Source organism: Pseudomonas sp. MWU16-30322 (assembly GCF_020515535.1).
Taxonomy (GTDB): Bacteria; Pseudomonadota; Gammaproteobacteria; order Pseudomonadales; family Pseudomonadaceae; genus Aquipseudomonas; species Aquipseudomonas fluorescens_H.
Genome location: NZ_JAIWYL010000008.1, coordinates 174,358 through 199,186 on the forward strand (window position 1 = coordinate 174,358; position 24,829 = coordinate 199,186).

The 24,829-nt window shown below is 62.2% G+C and carries 21 protein-coding genes and 1 pseudogene; 16 read left to right on the forward strand and 6 right to left on the reverse strand.

The window, feature by feature from the left end; genetic code table 11:
* The first annotated feature begins 5 nt into the window (after positions 1-5).
* The 12 genes from LCH64_RS18105 to madM all read left to right on the forward strand — a co-directional run bounded on the left by LCH64_RS18105 (position 6) and on the right by madM (position 14,747).
* Positions 6-5,906, forward strand: coding sequence for an Hpt domain-containing protein (locus LCH64_RS18105; protein ID WP_226500907.1), 5,901 nt, complete (start codon positions 6-8; stop codon positions 5,904-5,906).
* Entirely contained in the window at positions 5,899-6,369 is a 471-nt protein-coding gene (locus tag LCH64_RS18110; RefSeq protein WP_027610587.1) for a chemotaxis protein CheW, read from the forward strand. The genes LCH64_RS18105 and LCH64_RS18110 overlap by 8 nt, the downstream gene beginning before the upstream one ends.
* A gap of 534 nt (positions 6,370-6,903) precedes the next feature.
* Positions 6,904-7,269 (forward strand): hypothetical protein, encoded by a 366-nt coding sequence (locus LCH64_RS18115; RefSeq protein WP_226500908.1) that lies wholly within the window; start codon positions 6,904-6,906, stop codon positions 7,267-7,269.
* A gap of 230 nt (positions 7,270-7,499) precedes the next feature.
* Positions 7,500-9,170 carry a malonate decarboxylase subunit alpha gene (gene mdcA / locus LCH64_RS18120; RefSeq protein WP_226500909.1) on the forward strand — a complete coding sequence of 557 codons (1,671 nt, stop codon included), beginning with the start codon at positions 7,500-7,502 and terminating at the stop codon, positions 9,168-9,170.
* On the forward strand, positions 9,170-10,042 hold the full coding sequence (locus LCH64_RS18125) for a triphosphoribosyl-dephospho-CoA synthase (protein ID WP_226500910.1): 873 nt from the start codon (positions 9,170-9,172) through the stop codon (positions 10,040-10,042). The genes mdcA and LCH64_RS18125 overlap by 1 nt, the downstream gene beginning before the upstream one ends.
* Positions 10,042-10,341, forward strand: coding sequence for a malonate decarboxylase subunit delta (locus LCH64_RS18130; RefSeq protein WP_003229075.1), 300 nt, complete (start codon positions 10,042-10,044; stop codon positions 10,339-10,341). The genes LCH64_RS18125 and LCH64_RS18130 overlap by 1 nt, the downstream gene beginning before the upstream one ends.
* Positions 10,334-11,185 (forward strand): biotin-independent malonate decarboxylase subunit beta, encoded by an 852-nt coding sequence (locus LCH64_RS18135; RefSeq protein WP_226500911.1) that lies wholly within the window; start codon positions 10,334-10,336, stop codon positions 11,183-11,185. Before LCH64_RS18130 ends, LCH64_RS18135 begins: the two co-directional genes overlap by 8 nt.
* The gene (gene mdcE / locus LCH64_RS18140) at positions 11,182-11,967 is read left to right on the forward strand and encodes a biotin-independent malonate decarboxylase subunit gamma (protein WP_226500912.1); all 786 of its coding nucleotides are present in this window, start codon (positions 11,182-11,184) and stop codon (positions 11,965-11,967) included. The genes LCH64_RS18135 and mdcE overlap by 4 nt, the downstream gene beginning before the upstream one ends.
* Complete coding sequence (locus LCH64_RS18145) at positions 11,961-12,581, forward strand: malonate decarboxylase holo-ACP synthase (protein ID WP_226500913.1); 621 nt, start codon at positions 11,961-11,963, stop codon at positions 12,579-12,581. The genes mdcE and LCH64_RS18145 overlap by 7 nt, the downstream gene beginning before the upstream one ends.
* Entirely contained in the window at positions 12,578-13,498 is a 921-nt protein-coding gene (gene mdcH, locus LCH64_RS18150) for a malonate decarboxylase subunit epsilon (RefSeq protein ID WP_226500914.1), read from the forward strand. Before LCH64_RS18145 ends, mdcH begins: the two co-directional genes overlap by 4 nt.
* 66 nt (positions 13,499-13,564) lie before the next feature.
* Positions 13,565-13,981 (forward strand): malonate transporter subunit MadL, encoded by a 417-nt coding sequence (gene madL / locus LCH64_RS18155; RefSeq protein ID WP_003229065.1) that lies wholly within the window; start codon positions 13,565-13,567, stop codon positions 13,979-13,981.
* A 1-nt stretch (position 13,982) separates the two neighbouring features.
* Positions 13,983-14,747: a malonate transporter subunit MadM gene (gene madM / locus LCH64_RS18160; RefSeq protein WP_226500915.1), complete on the forward strand. Its 765-nt coding sequence runs from the start codon at positions 13,983-13,985 to the stop codon at positions 14,745-14,747.
* Between the two features lie 111 nt (positions 14,748-14,858).
* Here madM and LCH64_RS18165 read toward each other — a convergent pair whose 3' ends face one another.
* On the reverse strand, positions 14,859-15,773 hold the full coding sequence (locus LCH64_RS18165; protein ID WP_226500916.1) for a LysR substrate-binding domain-containing protein: 915 nt from the start codon (positions 15,771-15,773) through the stop codon (positions 14,859-14,861).
* A gap of 142 nt (positions 15,774-15,915) precedes the next feature.
* Between LCH64_RS18165 and LCH64_RS18170 the strand changes: the two genes are divergently transcribed.
* Together LCH64_RS18170 and LCH64_RS18175 are read left to right on the forward strand one after the other, a co-directional pair.
* On the forward strand, positions 15,916-16,533 hold the full coding sequence (locus LCH64_RS18170) for a hemolysin III family protein (protein ID WP_003229061.1): 618 nt from the start codon (positions 15,916-15,918) through the stop codon (positions 16,531-16,533).
* A pseudogene (locus LCH64_RS18175) lies at positions 16,530-16,640 on the forward strand (metal ABC transporter ATP-binding protein); the annotation flags it as partial. The gene LCH64_RS18170 and the pseudogene LCH64_RS18175, both read left to right, overlap by 4 nt.
* Before the next feature lie 74 nt (positions 16,641-16,714).
* Here the strand turns inward: LCH64_RS18175 and LCH64_RS18180 are convergent.
* Positions 16,715-17,434: a 16S rRNA (uracil(1498)-N(3))-methyltransferase gene (locus LCH64_RS18180; RefSeq protein ID WP_226500917.1), complete on the reverse strand. Its 720-nt coding sequence runs from the start codon at positions 17,432-17,434 to the stop codon at positions 16,715-16,717.
* Between the two features lie 151 nt (positions 17,435-17,585).
* Positions 17,586-18,992 carry an adenosylmethionine--8-amino-7-oxononanoate transaminase gene (locus LCH64_RS18185; RefSeq protein ID WP_226500918.1) on the reverse strand — a complete coding sequence of 469 codons (1,407 nt, stop codon included), beginning with the start codon at positions 18,990-18,992 and terminating at the stop codon, positions 17,586-17,588.
* A 312-nt stretch (positions 18,993-19,304) separates the two neighbouring features.
* Between LCH64_RS18185 and LCH64_RS18190 the strand changes: the two genes are divergently transcribed.
* Together LCH64_RS18190 and LCH64_RS18195 are read left to right on the forward strand one after the other, a co-directional pair.
* The gene (locus LCH64_RS18190; protein ID WP_103485193.1) at positions 19,305-19,856 is read left to right on the forward strand and encodes a cytochrome b; all 552 of its coding nucleotides are present in this window, start codon (positions 19,305-19,307) and stop codon (positions 19,854-19,856) included.
* 31 nt (positions 19,857-19,887) lie between these two features.
* The gene (locus LCH64_RS18195; RefSeq protein WP_003229053.1) at positions 19,888-20,481 is read left to right on the forward strand and encodes a YceI family protein; all 594 of its coding nucleotides are present in this window, start codon (positions 19,888-19,890) and stop codon (positions 20,479-20,481) included.
* Positions 20,482-20,747: 266 nt separating this feature from the next.
* On the opposite strand, the gene LCH64_RS18200 is transcribed toward LCH64_RS18195, so the two are convergent.
* The 3 genes from LCH64_RS18200 to metF form a co-directional block, all read right to left on the reverse strand.
* On the reverse strand, positions 20,748-22,616 hold the full coding sequence (locus tag LCH64_RS18200) for a DEAD/DEAH box helicase (RefSeq protein ID WP_003229051.1): 1,869 nt from the start codon (positions 22,614-22,616) through the stop codon (positions 20,748-20,750).
* Positions 22,617-22,837: 221 nt separating this feature from the next.
* Positions 22,838-23,650, reverse strand: a complete 813-nt coding sequence (locus tag LCH64_RS18205; protein WP_226500919.1) for a transporter substrate-binding domain-containing protein — start codon at positions 23,648-23,650, stop codon at positions 22,838-22,840.
* A 192-nt stretch (positions 23,651-23,842) separates the two neighbouring features.
* Positions 23,843-24,688, reverse strand: coding sequence for a methylenetetrahydrofolate reductase [NAD(P)H] (gene metF, locus LCH64_RS18210; RefSeq protein WP_003229047.1), 846 nt, complete (start codon positions 24,686-24,688; stop codon positions 23,843-23,845).
* Positions 24,689-24,829: the final 141 nt, after the last annotated feature.

Here is a 24,829-nt window from a genome sequence, read left to right on the forward strand (position 1 = left end):
TGGTTATGGGTGACCGGCACGACTACGTGGCCCTCGAATGGGTCAAGGGTGAAATTGCCGAAACGCTGAGGCAGGCGCATCAGGCGATTGAAGCCGTGCTCGATGACCCGCAGGCCTCACCGGGGCTGGACGAGTGTCTGACGTATATTCATCAGGTGCACGGCAGCCTGCAGATGGTCGAGTTCTACGGCGCCGCTTTGCTCGCCGAAGAGATGGAGCATCTGGTCGAAGCCTTGCAGCAGGAGCGCGTCAGCCATCGTGACGAAGCCCTGCACCTGCTGCTGCAAGCCCTCGGGCAATTGCCGATCTACCTCGATCGCGTGCAGAGCGCCCGCCGCGACCTGCCGCTGGTGGTGCTGCCGCTGATCAACGATTTGCGCAGTGCACGCGGCGACAGCCTGCTCTCGGAAACCAGCCTGTTCAGCCCGCCCTTGCCTGACTTGCCGCCGTTGAGCGCACAAGCCTTGGCCGCGCTGGAGCCTCCCGACCTGCCCAATGTGCTGCGCAAATTGCGCCAGATGCTGCAAATGGCGCTGGTCGGTTTGCTGCGCGAGCAGGATGACCAGACCCACCTCGAATACCTGGCGAAAGTCTTCCAGCGCCTCGAAGCGCTGAGCTTTGACGCGCCGTTAAGTCCGCTGTGGCAGGTCGCTTCAGCCCTGGTCGAAGGCATGCGCGAAGGTGCCATCGCCAACAGTCCGGCGTTGCGCAGCCTGTTCAAGGACGCCGACAAGGAGCTCAAGCGCCTGCTCGAACAGGGCATGCGCGGCCTCAATCAGCCGCCCCCGCCGGAGCTGCTGAAAAGCCTGCTGTTCTATATTGCCAAAGCCGAACATCCCACCGGGCAGATGCTGACCATGAAAGATCGCTACTCCCTGGACGACGCGTTGCCCGACAGCGCGATGGTCGACGAAGAACGCGCGCGTCTGGCCGGTCCCGACCGCGATGCGATGCGCTCGGTGCTGGCGGCATTGTGCGAAGAACTGGTGCGGGTCAAGGAACGCCTCGACCTGTTCGTGCGCAGCGACCGTCAGCACACCTCCGATCTGGAGAGTCTGCTGGCGCCGCTGCGGCAGATCGCCGACACCCTCGCGGTGCTCGGTTTCGGCCAGCCGCGCAAAGTCATCATCGATCAACTGGCGGTGGTACTCGGCCTCGTTCAGGGCCAGCGCGAACCGAACGACGCGACCCTGATGGACGTGGCCGGCGCGCTGCTTTACGTCGAAGCCAACCTCGCCGGAATGGTCGGCACCGTAGAGCCGGAAAGCCCCGAAGACGCGCGCCTGCCGACCACTGATCTGACGCAGATCCATCAGATCGTGATCAAGGAAGCACGCATCTGCCTGCAACAGGCCAAGGACATGATCGTCGACTACATCGACGCCGACTGGGATCGCCAGCAACTGCAACCGCTGCCGGAACTGCTGACCCAGGTGCGCGGCGCGCTGGCGATGATTCCTCTGAGCCGCGCGGCGAGTCTGGTCGAGGCCTGCAACAGCTTCATTCGCGAACACTTGCTGCTGGATCCGCACGAGCCGGGCTGGCAGCAACTGGATCACCTCGCCGACGTCATCACCAGCCTCGAGTATTACCTCGAGCGCCTGAGCGACGACCCGCAGGCACCGAATGAACAACTGCTGGATGTCGCACAGAAAAGCCTCGCCAGCCTCGGTTTCTTTCCACATGAGCAGCACGTGCCGGTGCTCGACGATGTACTCAGCCCCAGCGAAGCGCTGGTGATGCAGGACCTGCAGGCACTGGATGACCCCGAGACCGTGAAGTCGCTGGCCGAGGTGCTGGCCAGCCCGGTGTCGGCGGTCAACCCGCCGGCCTTGATCACCCCCGGCAACCTGATGCCACCGCCCGCCGACGAAGAACCGGTGGACGATGAACTGCGCGAAGTGTTCCTCGAAGAGACCGACGAGGTGCTTGAGGTTCTGCACGAATACCTGCCGCGCTGGTCGGCCGACACCCATGACCGCGCCGCACTGACTGAATTGCGTCGGGCCTTTCACACCTTGAAGGGCAGCGGGCGCATGGTTCGCGCGTTGATCCTTGGCGAGCTGGCGTGGGCCGTGGAAAACCTGCTCAACCGCGTGCTGGAACACAGCGTAGAACCCGGCGCGCAGGTGCAGCAGTTGCTCACCGACACGGTGTTGCTGCTGCCGGAACTGATCAGCGAATTTGCCACGCACCGCCAGCGTCAGCGCAGCGATGTCGATCAACTGGCGGCCCGTGCGCATGCGCTGGCCAAAGGTGTCGAGCCGCTGGCGGCCGAAGACGTCGATGATGTGGCGGCCCTCGATCCGCTGTTGCTGGAGATTTTCCGCAACGAGGCCGAAACCCACCTCGCCAGCCTCAACCGCTTCCTCGATCAGGCCGCCGAGCATGTGCCGCTGCCGGCCAGCGACGAATTGCAACGCGCCTTGCACACGCTCAAGGGCAGTGCGTCGATGGCCGGCGTGTTGCCGATTGCCGAACTGGCGGCGCCGCTGGATAAGTTGGCGCGCGAGTTCAAGGCGCATCAGTTGCCGCTGGATCTCGATGAAGTGGAATTGCTCCTCGAAGCCGAAGGCCTGTTCCGCGTCGGTCTGCGCCAGCTCAAGCACGATCCGCTGGCGCCGATTGTCGGTGCGCAGTCGCTGATCAAACGCACCGAAACGCTGCTCGCCGAACGTCTGGAAGCGATCCTCAGCGCACCGAATACCGGTCTGCGGATCAAGCGCGATGCGCAACTGATCAACAACTTCCTCGCCCAGGGCATGGACATCCTGCTCGACGCCGAAAGCCTGTTGCAGCGTTGGCAACAACACCCCGGCGAACGTCAGGAACTCAGCGCGCTGCTGGACGAACTGACGACCCTTGGCGAAGGCGCGCACCTCGCCGATCTGCTGCCGGTGGACGTGTTGTGCGAAGCCTTGCTCGACCTCTATGGCGCCGTCGAAGAAAGCAGCCTGGCGGTCAGCGACAGGTTTTTCCAGGAGGCGCAGAACGCCCACGAAGCGTTGATCAACATGCTCGACGAACTGGCTGCAGGCCAGGAAATCACTCCACAGCCGCAGCGCGTCCGCGCCTTGCACGAACTGCTCGATGAAAGCCTCGATCCGACGGCGATGGGGCTGATTCGCAGCGACGGCAGCCGCACCTTGAGCATCAGCGAACTGGGCGCCGCGACCGCCGAACTCGCCCACACCCATGCCGAGACCGCACCGGACGACGAGATCGTTGAAATCTTCCTCGAAGAAGCGGTGGATATTCTCGACAGTGCCGGTCAGGCCTTGCAGCGTTGGGTGAGCGACCCGGACAACGCTGCGCCGCTGTCGTCGTTGCAGCGCGATTTGCACACCCTCAAGGGCGGCGCGCGGATGGCCGAAGTCGACGCCATCGGCGATCTGGCCCATGAGCTGGAAAGTCTCTACGAAGGTCTGGTAGATCGTCGCCACAGCTACAGTGAGCTGCTCGGACGCTTGCTGCACAAGAGCCACGACCGCTTGGCGCAGTTGCTCGAACAGTTGCAAAACCATCAGGCGCTGACCCCGGCGCAAGACCTGATCGAAGCGATCCGCCAGTTCCGCCAGGGCCAGGCCGGCAGTGCCGAAACGGCGCAGCCGACGGCTGAACACGACAGCGCGGCGCATGATCCGGAGCTGCTGGAAATCTTCCTCGAAGAAGGTTTCGACATCATTGAAAGCTCCGGCGCGGCGCTGCTGCGCTGGCAGGCCGAACCCGGCAATCGCCAGGAAGTGGAAACCCTGCTGCGCGATCTGCACACCCTCAAGGGCGGTGCGCGGATGGTCGAGATCGGCCCGATCGGTGACCTCGCCCATGAGCTCGAATACCTTTACGAAAGCCTCGCCACCGGCGTGCTGCAACCGTCCGCCGAACTGTTCGCGCTGGTGCAGCGCGGGCATGACCGGCTGGCGCAAATGCTTGATGGCGTGCGCGCCGGGCAGCCATGCCCACCGGCGGATCGGCTGATCAACGCGATCCAGAATTTCAGCCACCCGGTGACCCCTGACACGCCGCCGCTGCTGCCGATTCCAACCAAGACCGAGCCTGCGTCACCCGCCGCTGATGCCGGCGCGGACATGGTCAAGGTCTCCGCCGAACTGCTCGATGAGCTGGTCAACCTGGCTGGGGAAACCTCGATTTTCCGTGGGCGTATCGAGCAGCAAGTCAGCGATGCGCAAACCGCGCTGAACGAGATGGAAACCACCATCGAGCGCATGCGCGATCAGCTTCGCCGGCTCGACACCGAAACCCAGGGGCGGATTCTCAGCCGTCAGCAAGTCGATGCCGAACGCCTCGGCTACGAAGAATTCGATCCGCTGGAAATGGACCGTCATTCGCAGTTGCAGCAACTGTCGCGGGCGCTGTTCGAATCTGCCTCCGACTTGCTCGATCTCAAGGAAACCCTCGACCGCCGCAACCACGACGCCGAGAACCTGTTACAGCAACAGGGACGGATCAACACCGAGTTGCAGGAAGGCCTGATGCGTACGCGCATGGTGCCGTTTGAACGCATGCTGCCGCGCCTGAAACGCATCGTGCGTCAGGTCGCCGAAGAGCTGAACAAAGACGTCGCGTTCATCATCGGCAACGCCGAAGGCGAGATGGATCGCAACGTGCTGGAGCGCATGGCCGCGCCGCTGGAGCACATGCTGCGCAACGCCGTCGACCATGGACTGGAGTCGGCCGAAGTGCGGCTGGCGGCGGGCAAACCGGCGCAGGGTACGATCACCCTCGACCTGACCCGCGAGGGTGGCGACATCGTTTTCGATATTCGTGACGATGGTGCCGGGGTGCCGCTGGACGCGGTGCGGCGCAAGGCGATCAAGCGCGGCCTGCTGGCACCGGACGCCGAGATCAGCGACCGCGACGTGCTGCAATTCATCCTGCAGCCGGGCTTCTCCACGGCGGAAAAGATCACCCAGATTTCCGGGCGCGGCGTTGGCATGGACGTGGTTCATGAGGAAGTCCGCCAGCTCGGCGGCACCATGAGCATCGATTCGGTGCCGGGGCAGGGCGTGCACTTCCGCATTCGTCTGCCGTTCACCGTGTCGGTCAACCGCGCGCTGATGGTGCAGTGCGGCGAGGATCAATACGCGATTCCGCTGAACACCATCGAAGGCATCGTCCGCGTGTTGCCGAATGATCTGGAAGGGCACTACCGCAACGATCCGCCGAGCTATCACTACGCCGGTCAGCGCTACGAGTTGTGCTATCTGGGCGAGCTGCTGAAAACCGCGCCACGGCCGAAACTGCTCGGCCAGAGCCTGCCGTTGCCGGTGCTGCTGGTGCAGTGCAATGACCGGCACATCGCGGTGCAGGTCGATGCGATGGCTGGCACCCGCGAGATCGTGGTCAAGAGCCTCGGCCCGCAGTTCGCGGCAGTGCAGGGCGTGTCCGGGGCGACGATTCTCGGCGATGGCCGGGTGGTGCTGATTCTTGATTTGCTCGCACCGATCCGCGCGATGCAGGCGCGGGTTGCGCAGCGTCCGGCGCAGGCGGAAATCGACAGCGAACCGCAGAAGCCACTGCTGGTGCTGGTGGTCGATGACTCGGTGACCGTGCGCAAGGTCACCAGCCGTTTACTCGAACGCCACGGCATGAATGTGCTGACCGCCAAGGACGGTGTCGACGCCATGTTGCTGCTCGAAGAACACATGCCTGACCTGATGCTGCTCGACATCGAAATGCCGCGCATGGACGGCTTCGAAGTCGCCACCCAGGTACGCAATGACGAACGCCTGCAACACCTGCCGATCATCATGATCACCTCGCGCACCGGGCAGAAACACCGCGACCGCGCGATGGCCATCGGCGTCAACGACTACCTCGGCAAGCCGTATCAGGAATCGGTGCTGCTCGAAAGCATTGCCCACTGGAGCAAGAAACATGCATGAGCGCCGCCACAACGCGCGCACCAGCCAACTCACCGGCCTGCTGCTGCCGCTGGCCGACCGCAACCTGATCCTGCCCAACGTCGCCGTTGCCGAACTGATCGACTACCAGGCCAGCGCCTTCGACCTCGACACACCGCCGTGGTATCTGGGGCGGGTGAGCTGGCGCGAACGGCAGATTCCGCTACTGAGTTTCGAGTCAGCCTGCGGGCAGAAAATCGTCATCGGCGAACGCGCGCGGATCGTCATCCTCAACGCACTTGGCGGCTTGCCACAGCTGAAATTCATTGCGCTGCTGGTGCAGGGGATCCCGCGTTCGTACAAGCTCGACAGTCAGTTGAGTTATGTCGATGTGCCGTTGTGTGCGCTGGAACAGGCAGCGGTGCAGGTGGGGGAGCAGGTAGCCAAGGTGCCGGATTTGTTGGGGTTGGAACAGTTGTTGGTGGAGGCTGGGCTGGTTCACTGATCCAGAGTTTGTGGTGATCTTGCTGGCCTCTTCGCGAGCAAGCTCGCTCCCACATTGGAACTTCAGTGAACACAGATTTTGGACACGACACACATCCCCTGTGGGAGCGAGCTTGCTCGCGAAGGCGCCAGTCGCTTCACTCTGATCCGACAGACAAACCCTCAATTTCTACAGCGCAATAAACACCATTCAGCACAGCTGTTTAAAGACACCCAAGGTTACGGTCAGCAGCCTACAAATCCTTGCGCCGCTGCCTACGCATGCACCAGAATCCGCCGGCTTGTGCGCCTTGGGCAGGCTGCGTAACTTGATCCCGTCACTGATTTCCAGTGATCGAGCTTAGCGGCTCGGCTAGTCCCTACGGTTGCACATGTCTCATCCAGTCAGGCATTCGCCTGCACTTGATGGTGGCTGTGCGCATGGCACCTTCGGGTGCGCCGGGTTTTTGGTGACTACCGGTCCGCTAACTTGCGCATAGCCGCCACCCTTTTGCTTAGCGGCGAAAGGATTGCGGCCTCACCGAGGTTAGTCACCATGTTCAAACCAACACCAAACCCGCCGTCCACAGACACGGCGTCCCCCTACGAAGCCCCCGAATCAAAGAAATTCCACGAAGCCGCCGAACGCGCCCTCGACCATTACCTCGGCCCGCCAAAACCCGACCTCATGGCCACGCCCTACACCCCCAACACGCTGTACATGGCCAACCCCGACGCCGACAGCGAATCCCTGCTGGCCGACGCCAGTGAATCCCTCGGCTCGGCCACGGTCATGCTCAACAATCATGCGGCGCTGGTTGAAGGCTCGCACCGCAAGACGTTGCAGGGTATTGCTCAGGTGGTGATGGTGGCGGAAATGGCGGTCAATCGGGTGTTGGACAAGCTGGTGCCAACTGGCTGAGTCATGCGGTGATAGCACTGGCCCCTTCGCGAGCAAGCCCGCTCCCACAGGGGGATCTCCAGTGGATGCAGATGTTGTGTACGACAAAGATCCCCCTGTGGGAGCGGGCTTGCTCGCGAATGCGTCAGCGAACGTTACGCTCAGCGTAATGATTCACCACCGCGCTTGATTGATGCGCCCCGCTCACACGCCTACCTTGGCTCCACGACAGCGAACCCCGTGGAGTGAGCATGACAACAACAATTTCCCCCGACTCGCGCTGGACGCGGCGGCGTGACGAGAAGCAGCGGCGTCTCGACAAGGTGCGCGGGCTGGCCGACGGTGTGGTGTTGCCCAGCGACAAGATCGTCGCGGCGCTTGAAGCGCTGATCCATCCCGGCGACCGGGTGGTGCTGGAGGGCAATAACCAGAAGCAGGCGGATTTCCTTTCCCGTTCGCTGGCCAAAGCCGATCCGGAAAAGCTGCATGATCTGCACATGATCATGCCCAGCGTCGGTCGCTCCGAGCATCTGGATCTGTTCGAACGCGGCATCGCCCGCAAGCTCGATTTCTCCTTCGCCGGCACCCAAAGCCTGCGCATCAGCCAGTTGCTCGAAGACGGCCTGCTGGAAATCGGCGCGATTCACACCTACATCGAACTCTACGCCCGGCTGGTGGTGGACCTGATCCCCAACGTCGTGCTCTCGGCCGGGTTCATGGCCGACCGCGCCGGCAATATCTACACCGGCCCCAGCACCGAAGACACCCCGGCACTGATCGAACCGGCCGCGTTCAGCGACGGCATCGTCATTGTCCAGGTCAACCAGTTGGTCGATGACGTCAGCGAACTGCCGCGCGTCGACATCCCGGCCTCATGGGTGGATTTCGTGGTGGTGGCCGACAAGCCGTTCTACATCGAGCCGCTGTTCACCCGCGACCCACGGCACATCAAACCGGTGCACGTGTTGATGGCGATGATGGCGATCCGTGGGATCTACGAAAAACACAACGTGCAGTCGCTCAACCACGGCATCGGTTTCAACACCGCCGCGATCGAATTGATTCTGCCGACCTACGGCGAATCCCTCGGCCTCAAAGGCAAGATCTGCCGCAACTGGACGCTCAACCCGCACCCGACGCTGATCCCGGCGATCGAGAGCGGCTGGGTCGAGAGCGTGCATTGCTTCGGTACTGAACTGGGCATGGAAAACTACATCGCCGCGCGCCCGGACGTGTTCTTCACCGGGCGCGACGGCTCGCTGCGTTCCAACCGGATGTTCTGCCAACTGGCGGGGCAGTACGCGGTGGATCTGTTTATCGGCGCAACATTGCAGGTCGATGGCGACGGGCATTCCTCGACCGTGACCCGTGGCCGCCTCGCCGGTTTCGGCGGTGCGCCGAACATGGGCCACGACCCGCGCGGTCGCCGTCACGGCACCCCGGCGTGGCTCGACATGCGCCACGACGACGCGCCGCAACCGATGCTCGAACGCGGCAAGAAACTTGTGGTGCAAATGGTCGAGACCTTCCAGGAGGGCGGCAAACCGACCTTCGTCGAAACCCTCGACGCGGTGGAAGTGGCGAAGAAAAGCGGTATGCCGCTGGCGCCGATCATGATCTACGGCGACGACGTCACCCACCTGCTTACCGAAGAGGGCATCGCCTACCTGTACAAGGCGCGCTCGCTGGAAGAGCGCCAGGCGATGATCGCAGCGGTGGCCGGCGTGACCGCCATCGGTCTGCGCCACAACCCGAAAGACACCGAACGCATGCGCCGCGAAGGCCTGATTGCCTTGCCCGAAGACCTCGGCATCCGCCGCACCGACGCCACCCGCGAACTGCTGGCGGCGAAAAGCGTGGCCGATCTGGTCGAGTGGTCCGGCGGTTTGTACAACCCGCCCGCCAAATTCAGGAGCTGGTAATGCACGCACTCAATCTGCAAGCGAAACCCCTGAGCCTCAGCGAACGCCTGGCCGATCTGGCGGTGGATGCGCTGATCGACGAAGCCGATCTGTCGCCGAAACCGGCGCTGGTCGACCGGCGTGGCAATGGCGCGCACAGCGATCTGCACTTGGGCCTGATGCACGCTTCGGCGTTGTCGTTATGGCCGGCGTTCAAGGAAATGGCTGAAGCGGCGGTGGACATCGGCGAAGTCGATTCAACGTTGCGCGAAGCGATTGGTCGGATCGGCCGTGAAGGCGAGCAAGCCATGCTCACGACCACCAACGGCGTGAACACTCATCGCGGGGCGATCTGGGCCTTGGGGTTGTTGATCACCGCCGTGGCACTGGAACCTAAATCCAGCGGCGCCAGTGCCGTCGCCGTACGCGCTGCGCGATTGGCTTTAATCGATGACCGCCACGCACCGCGCCCACTCAGCCACGGCGCGCAAGTTGCCCTGCGCTACGGCGCACGCGGTGCCCGCGAAGAAGCGCAACTCGGCTTTCCGTCCGTGCTGCAACGTGGCCTGCCGCAACTCAAGCGCAGCCGCGCCAACGGCCACGGCGAACAGAACGCCCGGCTCGATGCGCTGCTGGCGATCATGACCGATCTGGCCGACACCTGCGTGCTCTACCGCGCCGGTGAACAGGGCCTGCACGCTATGCAACAAGGTGCGCAAGCGGTGCTTGACGCTGGTGGCAGCGCCAGCCTCACCGGGCGTCGTCGCCTGCACGAACTGGATCAACAACTCATCGCATTGAATGCCTCGCCCGGTGGCGCCGCCGACTTGCTCGCCGCCACGCTGCTGCTCGACCGTATCGAGCGCGACGGCATCCTTCAGGGAGCGTTTTGATGGAAACCTTATCCTTTGAATTCCCCGCCGGGCAGCCGCCACGCGGGCGGGCGCTGGTCGGTTGTGTCGGCTCGGGCGATCTGGAAGTGCTGATCGAACCGGGGCTGGCCGGCAAGCTGACGATCAATGTGCAGACCTCGGTCAACGGTGCGCAGCAGCGCTGGCAGCACCTGTTCGCGCGGATGTTCGACGGCACCACGCCACCGGCAATGGCCATCGATATCCACGATTTCGGCGCCACGCCGGGTGTGGTGCGTCTGCGTCTGGAACAAGGTTTCGAGGAGATCGGCCATGACTGACAGCGCAGCGTTGCTCAACAAACACAGCTTCGTCGAACTCGGCGCACGGCAACGGGCGAAAGCCTTGCTCGATGCCGGGACCTTCCGCGAATTGCTCGACCCGTTTCAACGGGTCATGTCGCCGTGGCTCGAACGCCAGGGCGTGGTGCCGCAAGCCGATGACGGCGTAGTAATCGCCAAGGGCAGCCTCGACGGTTTGCCGGTGGTGATCGCCGCCATCGAAGGCGCGTTTCAGGGCGGCAGCCTCGGCGAAGTCGGCGGGGCGAAGATTGCCGGCGCGCTGGAACTGGCCGCCGAAGACAACCGCAAAGGCATCCCGACTCGCGCCGTGTTGCTGCTGGAAACCGGCGGCGTGCGTTTGCAGGAAGCCAACCTCGGGCTGGCGGCGATTGCCGATATTCACGCGGCGATTGTCGATTTGCAGCAGTACCAACCGGTGGTCGGCGTGGTCGCGGGCAGCGTCGGCTGTTTCGGCGGCATGTCGATTGCCGCCGCGCTGTGCAGCTATTTGCTGGTGACCCAGGAAGCACGCCTCGGCCTCAACGGCCCGCAAGTGATCGAGCAGGAGGCCGGGATCGAAGAATACGACTCCCGCGACCGGCCCTTCATCTGGAGCCTGACCGGTGGCGAACAGCGTTTCGCCAGTGCTCTGGTGGATCGTTATGTCGCCGATGATGTGGCGCAGATTCGCCAGCAGGTGGGCGAGTTGTTGCAACAAGGCTTGCCAACCCAGCCACGCAGTCAGCGCGCCGATTGGTTCCTGCAACGCCTGAACCGTTTGGACACCGCCAAGCAAATCGAACCGTCGGTGGTTCGCGATCTGTATCAAGGAGAGCGCTCATGAGTGGTTATTCCGTGCGCGGTTTGAACTGGTTCAATGCCCTGAGCGCTGGTGCGAAAACGGTCGAAGGTTTGCCGCCATCGTTGAAGGTCGCCGACGGCGAACTTGGGCGGTTTATCGCGGTGGTCGCTGACCCGGACAACCGTTTCCCACGGGCTCGCAACGGTGAAGTTGGCTTGCTCGAAGGCTGGGGTCTGGCCAAAGCTGTGGATGACGTGATCACGGCAGATCGCGACGAAGCGCAGAAGCGCCCGATCATCGCCATCGTCGATGTTCCGAGCCAGGCTTACGGTCGTCGCGAAGAAGCCCTCGGCATTCATCAGGCCCTGGCCGGTGCGGCGGACAGCTATGCCCGCGCCCGTTTGGCCGGGCATCCGGTGATTGCGCTGCTGGTGGGCAAGGCCATGTCCGGAGCGTTTCTCGCCCACGGTTATCAGGCCAACCGTTTGATTGCCCTGCGCGATCCGGGGGTGATGGTGCATGCGATGGGCAAGGCTTCGGCGGCGCGGGTGACGCTGCGCAGTGTCGAGGAACTGGAAGCGCTGGCCGCCAGCGTGCCGCCGATGGCCTATGACATCGACAGCTACGCCAGCCTCGGTTTGCTCTGGGAGACTTTTTCGGTGCAGCAGATCGAGCAGCCGACGGCGGAGGATCTGGCGCGGGTGACCGAGTGCCTGAAACAGGCCATCGGCGATATCTCCAGCACTGACTTGAGCAATCGTCTCGGCGCAAAAAATCGCCAAGCCTCCAGCCGCGTGCGCGAACTGTTGAGGGCGCAGTGGTGAACATGCCACTGGCCCACGACCTGCTGTGGGGCATGACCCCGGCGCAGCTACCGGCGGATGCGCCGCAGTGGGCAATCGAGTCGTTGGCTACCGGGCAACCGGTGGTCGTGCGGCGCGCGGTGAGCGCGGAAGGTTGGGTCGCGGTGGGCATTCGCGGTGTGTTGCGTGAGCAGCGGCTAGCGGCGTTTATGGCGCTCGATTCGATTGCCTGTCGGGTCAGCCCCGAAGCGCTTAGTCATGTCGATTGCGCGCGCGATCTGCCAGTGATGCAGGCCCTCAAACAACTGCGGCCAATGCTCGATGACTGCGGTTGGGTCTGGGGCATCAGTGGCAGTGTCGGGTTTGAGTTGGCCAGTGGTTTTACCGCGATGCACGCGGCCAGTGACCTCGATCTGATTCTGCGGACACCGCAACTGATCACGCGTAATCAGGCACGCAAACTGGTCGCGGTTTTTGATCAAGCCGTGTGCCGGGTCGACATGCAATTGCAGACGCCGTTCGGTGCAGTCGCGTTGCGCGAATGGGCCAGCGGGTCTGCACGGGTGCTGCTGAAAAACGCCCATCAAGCCTGTCTGGTCGCTGATCCATGGAACCCGCAGGAGCAGGCAGCGTGAGCAGCCTGTTGGTGTTCCCCGGCCAGGGCGCGCAGCAACCGGGCATGCTCCAGCGTTTGCCTCGGGAAGCGTTGATCGAGGCCAGCGACGTGCTCGGTGAAGATGTCGCGCTGCTCGATTCTGCCGATGCGTTGCGCAGCACCCGGGCGGTTCAGCTGTGCCTGTTGATCGCCGGGGTCGCTGCTTCACGACAATTGCTGCAGGACGGACTCACGGCGGATTACGTCGCCGGCCTGTCCATCGGTGCGTACCCGGCAGCGGTGGTCGCCGGGGCGCTGAGCTTCAGCGACGCGTTGCATCTGGTCAGCCTGCGTGGCGAGTTGATGCAGCAGGCTTATCCACAAGGCTTTGGCATGACCGCAATCATCGGCCTGCAATTATCCACCGTCGAAACGCTGCTGGCGCAGGTACACAGCGCGGAGTCGCCGGTGTACCTGGCCAACATCAACGCCGATAACCAGGTGGTGATTGCCGGCAGCGAGCAGGCCATGCAAGCGGTGGCCGAACTGGCGCGCAGTCGTGGTGCCGGTCTGGCGAAACGCCTGGCGGTGAGTATGCCGTCGCACTGCCCGCTGCTGGAGGCACCGGCGCAAACCCTCGCCGAAGTCTTTGCCAAGGTTGCACTGAAGACCCCGAAAATCGCTTACCTGAGTGGCAGCCGCGCGCGTCCGCTGATCAAGCCTGAAGCCCTGCGCGACGACCTCGCTTTCAACATGTGCCGCGTGGTGGACTGGCGCGGCACCGTGCAAAGCGCTTACGAGCGCGGCGTACGTTTACAAATCGAACTGCCGCCCGGTGCGGTGCTGACCGGGCTGGCGCGCCGGGTGTTTGAATCGGGCACGGTCACTGCCTTCGACAGTGCGCGTCTGGACACCTTGCAGGCGCTGTTGCGAGAGGAGGGTGGCCGCCGACCATAAACCGCCGCGACTCAGGCTTCGAACAACAAAAACAACATTCGACGATGCACTTTGAGGACTACAACAATGATTATTTACGGTGTGGCGCTGTTGGCGATCTGTACGCTGGCAGGGGTGATCATGGGTGACATGCTCGGCGTGTTGCTGGGCGTCAAATCCAACGTCGGCGGGGTCGGCATCGCCATGATCCTGTTGATCTGCGCGCGGTTGTGGATGCAGAAGCGCGGCGGCATGACCAAGGATTGCGAAATGGGCGTCGGCTTCTGGGGCGCGATGTACATTCCGGTGGTGGTGGCGATGGCCGCGCAACAGAACGTCGTCACCGCCCTGCACGGCGGCCCGGTGGCGGTGCTCGCGGCAATCGGTTCGGTAGTGGTCTGTGGCTGCACGATTGCCTTGATCAGCCGCACCCACAAGGGCGAACCGTTGCCCGACGAACCGGTGGAAGTCACTCCGGTCGGCACCCCGGTAGGAGGTCGCTGACATGTGGGATCTCATTGAAAATGGTCTGGAACACAACGGCCTGATCACCGCATTCGCTTTCGTCGGCGTGATCATGTGGGTCTCGGTGATTCTCTCGAAACGCCTGACCTTCGGGCGCATTCACGGCTCGGCGATTGCCATCGTCATCGGTCTGGTGTTGGCCTGGGTCGGCGGCACCCTGACTGGCGGTCAGAAAGGCCTGGCGGATCTGACGCTGTTCTCCGGCATCGGCCTGATGGGCGGGGCGATGCTGCGTGATTTCGCAATTGTCGCCACGGCGTTCGAAGTGCAGGCGACCGAGGCGAAGAAGGCCGGGTTGATCGGCGTGATTGCGCTGCTGCTCGGTACGATCCTGCCGTTCATCGTCGGCGCGTGTATGGCTTGGGCCTTCGGCTATCGCGATGCGGTAAGCATGACCACCATCGGCGCGGGCGCGGTGACCTATATCGTCGGCCCGGTGACCGGCGCGGCGATTGGCGCGACCTCGGATGTGATGGCGCTGTCGATTGCCACCGGATTGATCAAGGCGATTCTGGTGATGGTCGGCACGCCGGTCGCAGCGCGCTGGATGGGCCTGGATAACCCACGTTCGGCGATGGTGTTCGGCGGCTTGGCCGGTACGGTGAGCGGGGTAACCGCGGGGCTGGCGGCGACGGATCGGCGCTTGGTGCCTTATGGGGCGTTGACCGCTACGTTCCACACTGGGCTTGGCTGTTTGCTGGGGCCTTCGCTGCTGTTCTTCATTGTTCGCGGTATTGTTGGCTAGATACGGAATTTGAGTTGTCTGGGCTGACGCTTTCGCGAGCAAGCCCGCTCCCACATTTGGAATGCGTTCCCCTGTGGGAGCGGGCTTGCTCGCGAAGGGCGCGACTCGGTCTCAAGTCTGGCGATTGGCATACATCCGACACTCCGCCAGCAACGCCAGCAGATTCGGATCGCGCTCCTTGGCCTTGAGAAACACCACGCCAATGTGCTGCTGCAGGCGGTACTTCTCCTGCAACGGAATCAGCTTCACGCGGTTCTCGTACACCGCTGCAATCCTTCCCGGCAGCAACGCATAACCGACCCCCGAGCTGACCATGCTCAGCAGGGTGAAGATGTCGTTGACCTGCATCGCCACCTTCGGCTCGAACCCCGCCTGCTTGAACACCCGAATGCCGTCCTGATGGGTGGCGAAGCCTTGGGTCAGGGTGATGAAGGTTTCGTCGCGCACTTCCGCCAGATCGACCTCCTGACGCTGGGCGAATCTTGAATCTGCCGGCGTGGCGAGGAAAATGTCGTCGGAGAACAGCGGGATCTGCTCGCAGTCCGGATCGCTGACCGTGTCATCCAGCGACACCAGGATCGCGTCGACTTCCATGTTCTTCAGCTTGTAGAGCAGGTCGATGTTCGAGCCGAGGATCAGGTCGATGTTGAGTTCGCTGCGGCGGATCTTCAGGCCCATGATCAGTTGCGGTACGGTTTTCACCGTCAGCGAATACAACGAGCCGAGTTTGAAGCGTTCAGCGGAGAATCCGGCAGCCTCGCGGGTCAGGCGTACGCTTTCGACCACGTCCTGGATCAGCTTCTGCGCGCGCTCTTCGAGCACGTAAGCGCTTTCCAGTGGCGTCAGGTTGCGGCCTTCGTGCTTGAACAGCGGGCAGCGCAGGGCGCTTTCCAGCGAATGGATCGCCCGGTGCACGCTGACATTGCTGGTCTGCAGCTCGGCAGCGGCGCGCGCCAGATTGCCGGTGCGCATGAAGGCGAGGAACACCTCGAGTTTTTTCAGGGTCAATTCTTCGTCGATCAGCATGGCGCGGACTCTTTTTTATGTCGGCCGATTGTGCCCGGAAGAGCAAAAGATCGCAGCCTGGCTTTGAACAGAAACATTGCGCTTTTACGCTCAAGGCCCGAGCCTTGCGCGCTGCGGTGACGAATAACGAGGTGAGTGACACATGTATCACGGAGAAAAACTCAACGCCTGGACGCACTTGGTCGGGGCAGTGGCAGCGTTTATCGGCGGCGTGTGGATGCTGGTGATTGCCAGCCTCGACGGCAGTCCGTGGAAAATTGTCAGCGTGGCGATCTACGCCTTTACCTTGCTGGTGCTCTACAGCGCCTCGACCGTGTACCACAGCGTGCGCGGGCGCAAGAAAGCGATCATGCAGAAGGTCGATCACTTTTCGATCTACCTGTTGATCGCCGGCAGCTACACGCCGTTTTGTCTGGTGACCCTGCGCGGGCCGTGGGGCTGGACGCTGTTCGGGATTGTCTGGGGGCTAGCGCTGATCGGCATCTTGCAGGAGATCAAGCCACGCTCGGAGGCGCGGATCCTGTCGATCGTGATCTATGCGGTGATGGGCTGGATCGTGCTGGTGGCGGTCAAGCCGTTGATCGCGGCGCTGGGTACGACAGGGTTTGCCTGGCTGGCGTCGGGCGGGGTGCTGTACACCGTGGGCATCATCTTTTTTGCCCTCGATCACCGGTTGCGGCATGCGCACGGGATCTGGCATCTGTTTGTGATCGCCGGGAGTCTGCTGCACTTTGTGGCGATTCTGTTTTATGTCCTCTGAACGCCCCGCCATCCCCTGTAGGAGTGAGCCTGCTCGCGATGGCGTCAAGTCAACCAACATCTTTGTTGAATGACACACCGCATTCGCGAGCAAGCCCGCTCCCACAGTGGATTTGCAGTGAACACAAATGCCGTGTACACCCAAGAACTACTGTGGGAGCGGGCTTGCTCGCGAAGAGGCCCTAGAAGTCACCCCAAAGCTGCTGGGCTACCGCCAGCGCCACCACCGGCGCGGTCTCGGTACGCAACACGCGCGGCCCAAGGCGTGCCGCGTGAAAACCATTGCCCTTGGCCTGCTCAACCTCGGCATCCGACAAGCCACCCTCCGGCCCGATCAGGAACGCCAGTGTCGCCGGTTTGGCATGGCTCACCAGCGGCTCGGCCACCGGGTGCAGCACCAGTTTCAATTCGGCCTGGGCCTGCTTCAGCCAGTCGGCCAGCAGCAGCGGCGGGTGAATCACCGGCACCCGCGAACGACCGCACTGCTCGCAGGCGCTGATCGCCACCTGACGCCAGTGCACCAGGCGTTTGTCGGCGCGTTCGTCCTTCAGGCGCACTTCGCAGCGGTCGCTGAAGATCGGGGTGATTTCGCTCACGCCCAACTCGGTGGCTTTCTGGATCGCCCAGTCCATCCGCTCGCCCCGGGACAGGCCCTGACCGAGGTGGATCTGCAACGGCGATTCGATCTGGCCGGGCAGTTGCTCGTCGATCTGCACGACGACGCGTTTCTTGCCGACTTCCACCAGCGAGCCGCGAAACTCATGGCCGGAACCGTCGAACAACTGCACCGCATCGCCCTCGGCCATGCGCAGCACGCGGCTGATGTAATGCGCCTGGGCTTCCGGCAGTTCGTGTTCGCCGGTGCTCAGGGGGGCGTCGATAAAGAAGCGGGACAGTCTCATTTCGGGTCTCTGGAAAGATGTGAATCAGTTGGAACGGTGTCGACTTCATTCGCGAGCAAGCCCGCTCCCACAGGGAAATGCATTCCAAATGTGGGAGCGGGCTTGCTCGCGAAAGCGGCAGCCCAGGCACCACAATCTTGAACAATTCAAATCAGCCCGGATCGCGGAACCCCGGGTGGAAATCCTTCGGCACGGCCATGCTGACGCTGTCACGGGTGGCGATGTCGATGCCTTCGCTGGCGACTTCGGCGAGGAAGTCGATCTGCTCCGGGGTGATCACGTACGGCGGCAGGAAATACACCACGCTGCCCAGCGGACGCAGCAGCGCGCCGCGCTCCAGCGCATGCTGGAACACCTTCAGGCCGCGTCGCTCCTGCCAAGGGTAGGCCTCTTTCGTGGCTTTATCCTTGACCATCTCGATGGCCAGCACCATGCCGGTCTGGCGCACTTCCGAGACGTTCGGGTGATCGACCAGATGCGCAGTGGCCGAGGCCATGCGCCGGGCCAGGGCCTGGTTGTTCTCGATGACGTTGTCCTGCTCGAATATGTCCAGCGTCGCCAGCGCCGCCGCACAGGCCAGCGGGTTGCCGGTGTAGCTGTGCGAGTGGAGGAAGGCGCGCAGGGTCGGGTAGTCGTCGTAGAACGCGCTGTAGACCTCGTCGGTGGTCAGGCACGCCGCCAGCGGCAGGTAGCCGCCGGTCAGGGCCTTGGACAGGCAGAGGAAGTCCGGGCGAATGCCGGCCTGTTCACAGGCAAACATGGTGCCGGTGCGGCCGAAACCGACGGCGATTTCGTCGAGGATCAGGTGCACGCCATAGCGGTCGCAGGCTTCGCGCAGCAGCTTGAGGTACACCGGGTGGTACATGCGCATGCCGCCGGCGCCCTGAATCAACGGCTCGACGATCACGGCCGCGACGCTGTCATGGTTTTCGGCCAGCGTCTGTTCCATCGCCGCAAACATGTTGCGTGAATGTTCTTCCCAGCTCATGCCCTGCGGGCGCAGGTAGCAATCCGGGCTTGGCACCTTGATGGTGTCCATCAGCAGCGCTTTGTAGGTTTCGGTGAACAGCGGCACGTCGCCGACCGCCATCGCCGCCATGGTCTCACCGTGGTAGCTGTTGGTCAGGGTGACGAAGCGTTTCTTGTTCGGCTGGCCGCGATTGAGCCAGTAGTGAAAGCTCATTTTCAGCGAGACTTCGATGCAGGACGAACCGTTATCGGCGTAGAACACCCGGTTCAGGCCTTCGGGCGTCATCTTCACCAGACGCTCGGACAGCTCGATCACCGGCTGGTGGCTGAAACCGGCGAGGATCACGTGTTCCAGCTGATCGACCTGATCCTTGATGCGCTGGTTGATCCGCGGATTGGCGTGGCCGAACACGTTGACCCACCAGGAGCTGACGGCATCGAGGTAGCGCTTGCCTTCGAAATCTTCGAGCCAGACGCCTTCACCGCGTTTGATCGGGATCAGCGGCAGCTGTTCGTGGTCTTTCATCTGGGTGCAGGGATGCCACAGCACCGCGAGGTCGCGTTGCATCCACTGGTTATTCAGGCCCATTTACAGTCTCCTCGAGGCGGCTCGCGTCAGGCGCGGGCAAACAATCGCGCAAGCCTATGCAATGCATCGCGCCGGGACAACCCATTGTGTGGATTGAGCTACTTTGTATGGGCTGACAGAGGACGCAGATGGCGTTGTCATTGCCTGCCAAAAAACACTCGAGAGCCAGCAAGGAATCCCCTTTAATCTTTCCTTAACTCATCTGTTCAAGACTCTTGATCGCATTTCTCGATATTTCAAAGCAAAATTTTCCGCTTTAATTCGATAGATAACTCGCTAGTCTTGGTTCGCAGTTCTCACAGGATTTGGGCAATGCAGCTACGTAACTCTGCTTCTCGCTATGGTTGGGTCAGCATCTTCATGCACTGGGGCGTGGCGCTGGCGGTCTTCGGACTGTTCGCGTTGGGTCTGTGGATGGTGGGGCTGGATTACTACAGCAGCTGGCGCAAAGACGCGCCGGATCTGCACAAGAGCATCGGTCTGGTGTTGCTGGGCGTGATGGTGTTGCGGGTGCTCTGGCGCTTTGTCAGCCCGCCGCCGCCAACGCTGCAGAGCTACAGCCGCATGACCCGCATCGGCGCCAAATTCGGCCACGGGTTTCTGTACCTCGCGCTGTTCGCCGTGATGATTGCCGGTTACCTGATTTCCACCGCAGACGGTGTCGGGATCCCGGTGTTTGGCCTGTTTGAAGTTCCTGCACTGGTTTCCGGACTACCGGATCAGGCAGATACCGCTGGGGTGATTCATCTCTGGCTGGCGTGGGCGCTGGTAATTTTTTCCGGTCTCCATGCGTTGGCAGCATTGAAGCACCACTTTATCGATCGTGATGCGACCCTGACGCGAATGCTCGGTCGCAAAGCCTGAAATTCAACCTCGACTCAAAGGAAAAGAAAGCATGTTGAAAAAGACTCTGGCCGCTCTGGCAATCGGTTCTGCCGTACTGTCCGCGAACGTGATGGCTGCTGATTACACTGTCGACAAGGAAGGCCAGCACGCTTTCGTCGACTTCAAGATCAGCCACCTGGGCTACAGCTACATCACCGGTACCTTCAAGGACATCGACGGCAAGTTCAGCTTTGACGCCGCCAAGCCTGAAGACAGCAAAATCGAATTCAACGTGAAAACCGCCAGCGTGTTCACCAACCACGCCGAGCGCGACAAGCACATCTCCAGCAAAGACTTCCTGGACGTGGGCAAATACGCTGACGCCAAATTCGTCTCCACCAGCGTCAAATCCACCGGCAAGAACGCCGAGGGCAAAGACACTGCTGACGTGACCGGCGACCTGACCTTGCACGGCGTGACCAAGCCAATCGTGGTCAAGGCTGTGTTCCTGGGCGAAGGCAAGGATCCATGGGGCGGCTACCGTGCCGGCTTTGAAGGCACCACCAGCATCAAGCGCTCTGATTTCGGCAAGATGATGGATCTGGGTCCACAGTCCGACAACGTCGATCTGTACATCTCGTTCGAAGGTGTGAAAGCGAAGTAATTTTCGCCGCCATGCAAAAACGCCCCCGGTCGCAAGGCCGGGGGCGTTTTTTATTGTCCTTCACAACACTGATCTCACCGCAGATCCACTGTGGGAGCGGGCTTGCTCGCGGATGCGGCGGGCCAGTCGATACTTCCGTTACAGACAGACTGCATTCGCGAGCAAGCCCGCTCCCACAAGTGATGTGGTGATTCAGGGATATTGGCTTGCTCATGAAAAATGCCCCGGCTCTTGCGAGCCGGGGCATTTTTCATTGCTGCGATAACTCAGCGATTGCGGGTCAGCAGTGCTGGTTTCTCGCCGCGCGGACGGGTCGGCAGTTGATCGAGCTGCTCAGGCGTCGGGAAGCGGTCGGCTTTCGATTCCTTGTGCATGATCTTCGGCCCGTTGCTGCGCGGGTTCTGCACGGCTGGCTCGGTACGTGGCTGATCGTCGCGAGCCGGGCGGCGGTTGCGCGACGAGGACTCGTCACGACGGCCCTGGCCATCACGCGGCGCGCCGTTGCGCGGGCCGTTGCGTTTGGCCGGCGGGGTGCCGGTGCTCGAACCGTTGCTGTTGCGCGGACCGTTCTGGCGACCTTGCGGCTGCCCGCCACGAGGGGCGCCAGCGCCTGCACCTTGTGCCGGCGCACCCGGACGACGGCCACGGCCACCGGCAGGGGCGGCTTTCGGCACGTAATCCACGCGGTTACCGAAGTTATCGATATCGTCGTCGAGGAACTCGTCCGGTGCACGATCAGCCGCCGCACGTGGTGGCTGGCTCGGACGCTGTTCGCGGGCCGGGGTGCCTTCACGTGGTTTCTGCTGACGGGCAGGGCGCTCGCCGCGTTCGCCGGCCGGTTTTTCCTTGCCCTTGTCTTTGCCTTTGTCCTTGCGACCGCCGCCACCACCGCCGCCATTCGGACCGTCGCCACGCGGGCCACGGGCGTTGCGCGGGTTGCGCATGTCCGGACGCTCGCGCACTTCAGGCTTCTCGGCCTCGATGGTGCTGGCATCGAAGCCCATCAGGTCGCCGTCGGCGATTTTCTGCTTGGTCATGCGTTCGATGCTTTTCAGCAGTTTTTCTTCGTCCGGGGCCACCAGCGAGATCGCCTCGCCCGAACGACCGGCACGGCCAGTACGGCCGATACGGTGCACGTAGTCTTCATCGACGTTCGGCAGTTCGAAGTTGACCACGTGTGGCAACTGGTCGATGTCCAGACCGCGCGCGGCGATGTCGGTCGCTACCAGAATGCGCACTTCACCGGCCTTGAAGTCGGCCAGGGCTTTGGTGCGGGCGTTCTGGCTCTTGTTGCCGTGGATCGCCACAGCCGGCAGGCCGTGTTTGTCCAGGTACTCGGCCAGACGGTTGGCGCCGTGTTTGGTACGGGTGAACACCAGTACCTGTTCCCAGGCGCCGGCGGTGATCAGGTGCGCCAGCAGGGCACGCTTGTGGCTGGCCGGCAGACGGAACACGCGTTGTTCGATGCGCTCGACCGTGGTGTTCGGCGGTGTCACTTCGATGCGTTCCGGGTTGTGCAGCAGCTTGCCGGCAAGATCGGTGATGTCTTTGGAGAATGTCGCCGAGAACAGCAGGTTCTGACGCTTGGCCGGCAGACGCGCGAGGACTTTCTTCACGTCGTGGACGAAGCCCATGTCGAGCATGCGGTCGGCTTCGTCGAGGACGAGGATTTCGACGTGGGACAGATCGACGCTGCCTTGGCCTGCGAGGTCGAGCAGACGACCCGGGCAGGCGACGAGTACGTCAACGCCACGGGACATGGCCTGGACTTGCGGGTTCATGCCGACGCCGCCGAAGATGCAGGCGCTGACGAATTTCAGGTCACGGGCGTAGATCTTGAAGCTCTCGTGTACCTGGGCCGCGAGTTCGCGGGTCGGGGTCAGGACCAGAACGCGCGGTTGGCGCGGGCCATGACGCTGGGATTTGTCCGGGTGACCGTTGGGGAACAACCGCTCCAGGATCGGAAGGGCGAAACCGCCGGTTTTACCGGTACCTGTCTGTGCCGCAACCATCAGGTCGCGACCTTGCAACACGGCGGGAATGGCCCGCTGTTGCACCGGAGTAGGCTCGGTATAGCCCGCATCTTCGATGGCACGGACTAAAGCCTCGGAGAGACCGAGGGAAGCAAAGGACATGAGTAATCCTGTTTTAGTTAGGGCTTGGCCCAATGGGAGTCTTGCCTGGCGCGAATCACGTTTAAGAGGACGCAATCCCGTCCGGTCCTGCTGCGGTTCCGAAGGCACGTCAGGAGCGCTCGCGCGGGCTGAAAGCTGCGCTGTAGCGGGTCGAGAGGCCTGTTACGGTTCCGGGCGTCCGGGCGTGAGCCTGGCGGGAACGCCGGAGTATAACAGAGCAATCACTGCGCGCTGCTTTCCTGCTGCTCAACGGTTTTGCGGCTGGCCGAGGCGTTGCTCAGCGGAGCGGCGTCGACCGGGGCTGCGCCGTAGCGTGCGCTGAGCTCGGCGTAGGCCGGTTCACGCTTGAAACGCTTGAGTTCGGCACCGAAACGCGCCACCAGCAGATCCATCCCGGCATTGCGTCGAACGGCCAGATATTGGCTCTGACGGCTGATGATCGTCGGGTTTTCGCTGATCTGATCGCGAATATTCAGCTGATCGAGCAAATGCTGACCGACGCGGCGATCGGTGATCAGCAAGTCGATGCGTCCGCGCAGCAGTTTGCCGAAGTTGGCCTCGTGGGTCGGTGCCGGCTCGCGGGTGAACAGTGGCGACTGGCTGAAATCGGCGCTGTACAGATAGCCCGGCGAAGTGCCGATCGTCAGGCCTTTGAGTTCTTCGAGCTTGCTGAAGGGGTGTGGCCGGTCGTTGGCATAGAACATCACGAACTCGACGTCCGACAACGGTTCACTCGGATAGAGCAGGGTGGCGTCGCGCTCGTCGCTGTGAAAGATATCCAGCGCGCCGTCAGCCTGGCCGGTCTCGAGCATCGACAGGCAGCGTTTCCACGGCAGGAACTGCCATTCGACTTCGATTCCCAAACGCTTGAACACGATGGCGGTGGTTTCGTAGTCCAGCCCGAGGTTCTTGCCGTCCTCCTCATACACGTAAGGAGCCCACGGCTCGGTGACAATACGCAACTTCTCGCCCCGAGCGGCAAAGCTCAGGCAAGCAAAAACCAGTACCGTGAATAGTTGCGCGATCAAAGGCATGACTTGAGATTACGACGAGAAACGCGAAAGAGCCAGAAAGTGCCTGCACAAGCTCTAATTCGGGGATTCAAAAGCAAAAGATCGCAGCCTTCGGCAGCTCCTGCATGGGTATTGATTACACCCGTAGGAGCTGCCGAAGGCTGCGATCTTTTGATCTTGCTTGTTGCTTTCAGCTTGAAGCTTGCAGCTGTTTCAACGCGGCAACTTCAGGTTATTCCAGATCGCCAGACTAGGTTCAGCCTGGTTCATGGAATAGAAGTGCAGCCCCGGTGCGCCACCCTGCAGCAGGCGTTCGCACATTTCGCTGACAACTTGCTCGCCGAAGCGCTGAATGCTTTGGCTGTCATCGCCGTAGGCTTCCAGTTGCTTGCGGATCCAGCGCGGGATTTCCGCACCGCAGGCATCGGAGAAGCGCGCGAGTTTGCTGTAGTTGGTGATCGGCATGATCCCCGGTACCACCGGAATATCCACGCCCAGTGCCTGCAAACGATCGACGAAGTAGAAGTAGCTGTCGGCGTTGAAGAAGTACTGGGTGATCGCGCTGTCGGCGCCGGCGCGGGCCTTGCGCACGAAGTTGGCGAGATCGTCTTCGTAATTGCGCGCTTGCGGATGCATCTCCGGGTAAGCGGCAACTTCGATGTGGAAATGATCGCCGGTTTCTTCACGAATGAATTCAACCAGTTCATTGGCGTGACGCAGCTCACCGCTGGTCATGCCCATGCCGGACGGCAGGTCGCCGCGCAGGGCAACGATGCGCTTGATACCGGCAGCCTTGTATTCGTTCAGCAGGCCGCGCAGGTCGTCCTTGCTGTCGCCGACGCACGACAGGTGCGGTGCGGCCGGTACTTTGACTTCGCTTTCCAGCTGCAGAACGGTGTTGAGGGTGCGATCACGGGTCGAACCACCAGCGCCATAGGTGCAGGAGAAAAAATCGGGATTGTAGGTTGCCAACTGACGGGCAACGTTGAGCAGCTTTTCATGCCCAGCATCGGTCTTGGTCGGGAAGAACTCGAAGCTGTAGCGACGGTCTTGGGACATGGGAAATACCCTTGGAAACACGAAGCCTGTGAGGCTTGCACCGCCCATGTGGGAGCGGGCTTGCTCGCGAAAGCGGCGGGTCAGGCAACATCAATGCTGAATGACAGACCGCTTTCGCGAGCAAGCCCGCTCCCACAGGGA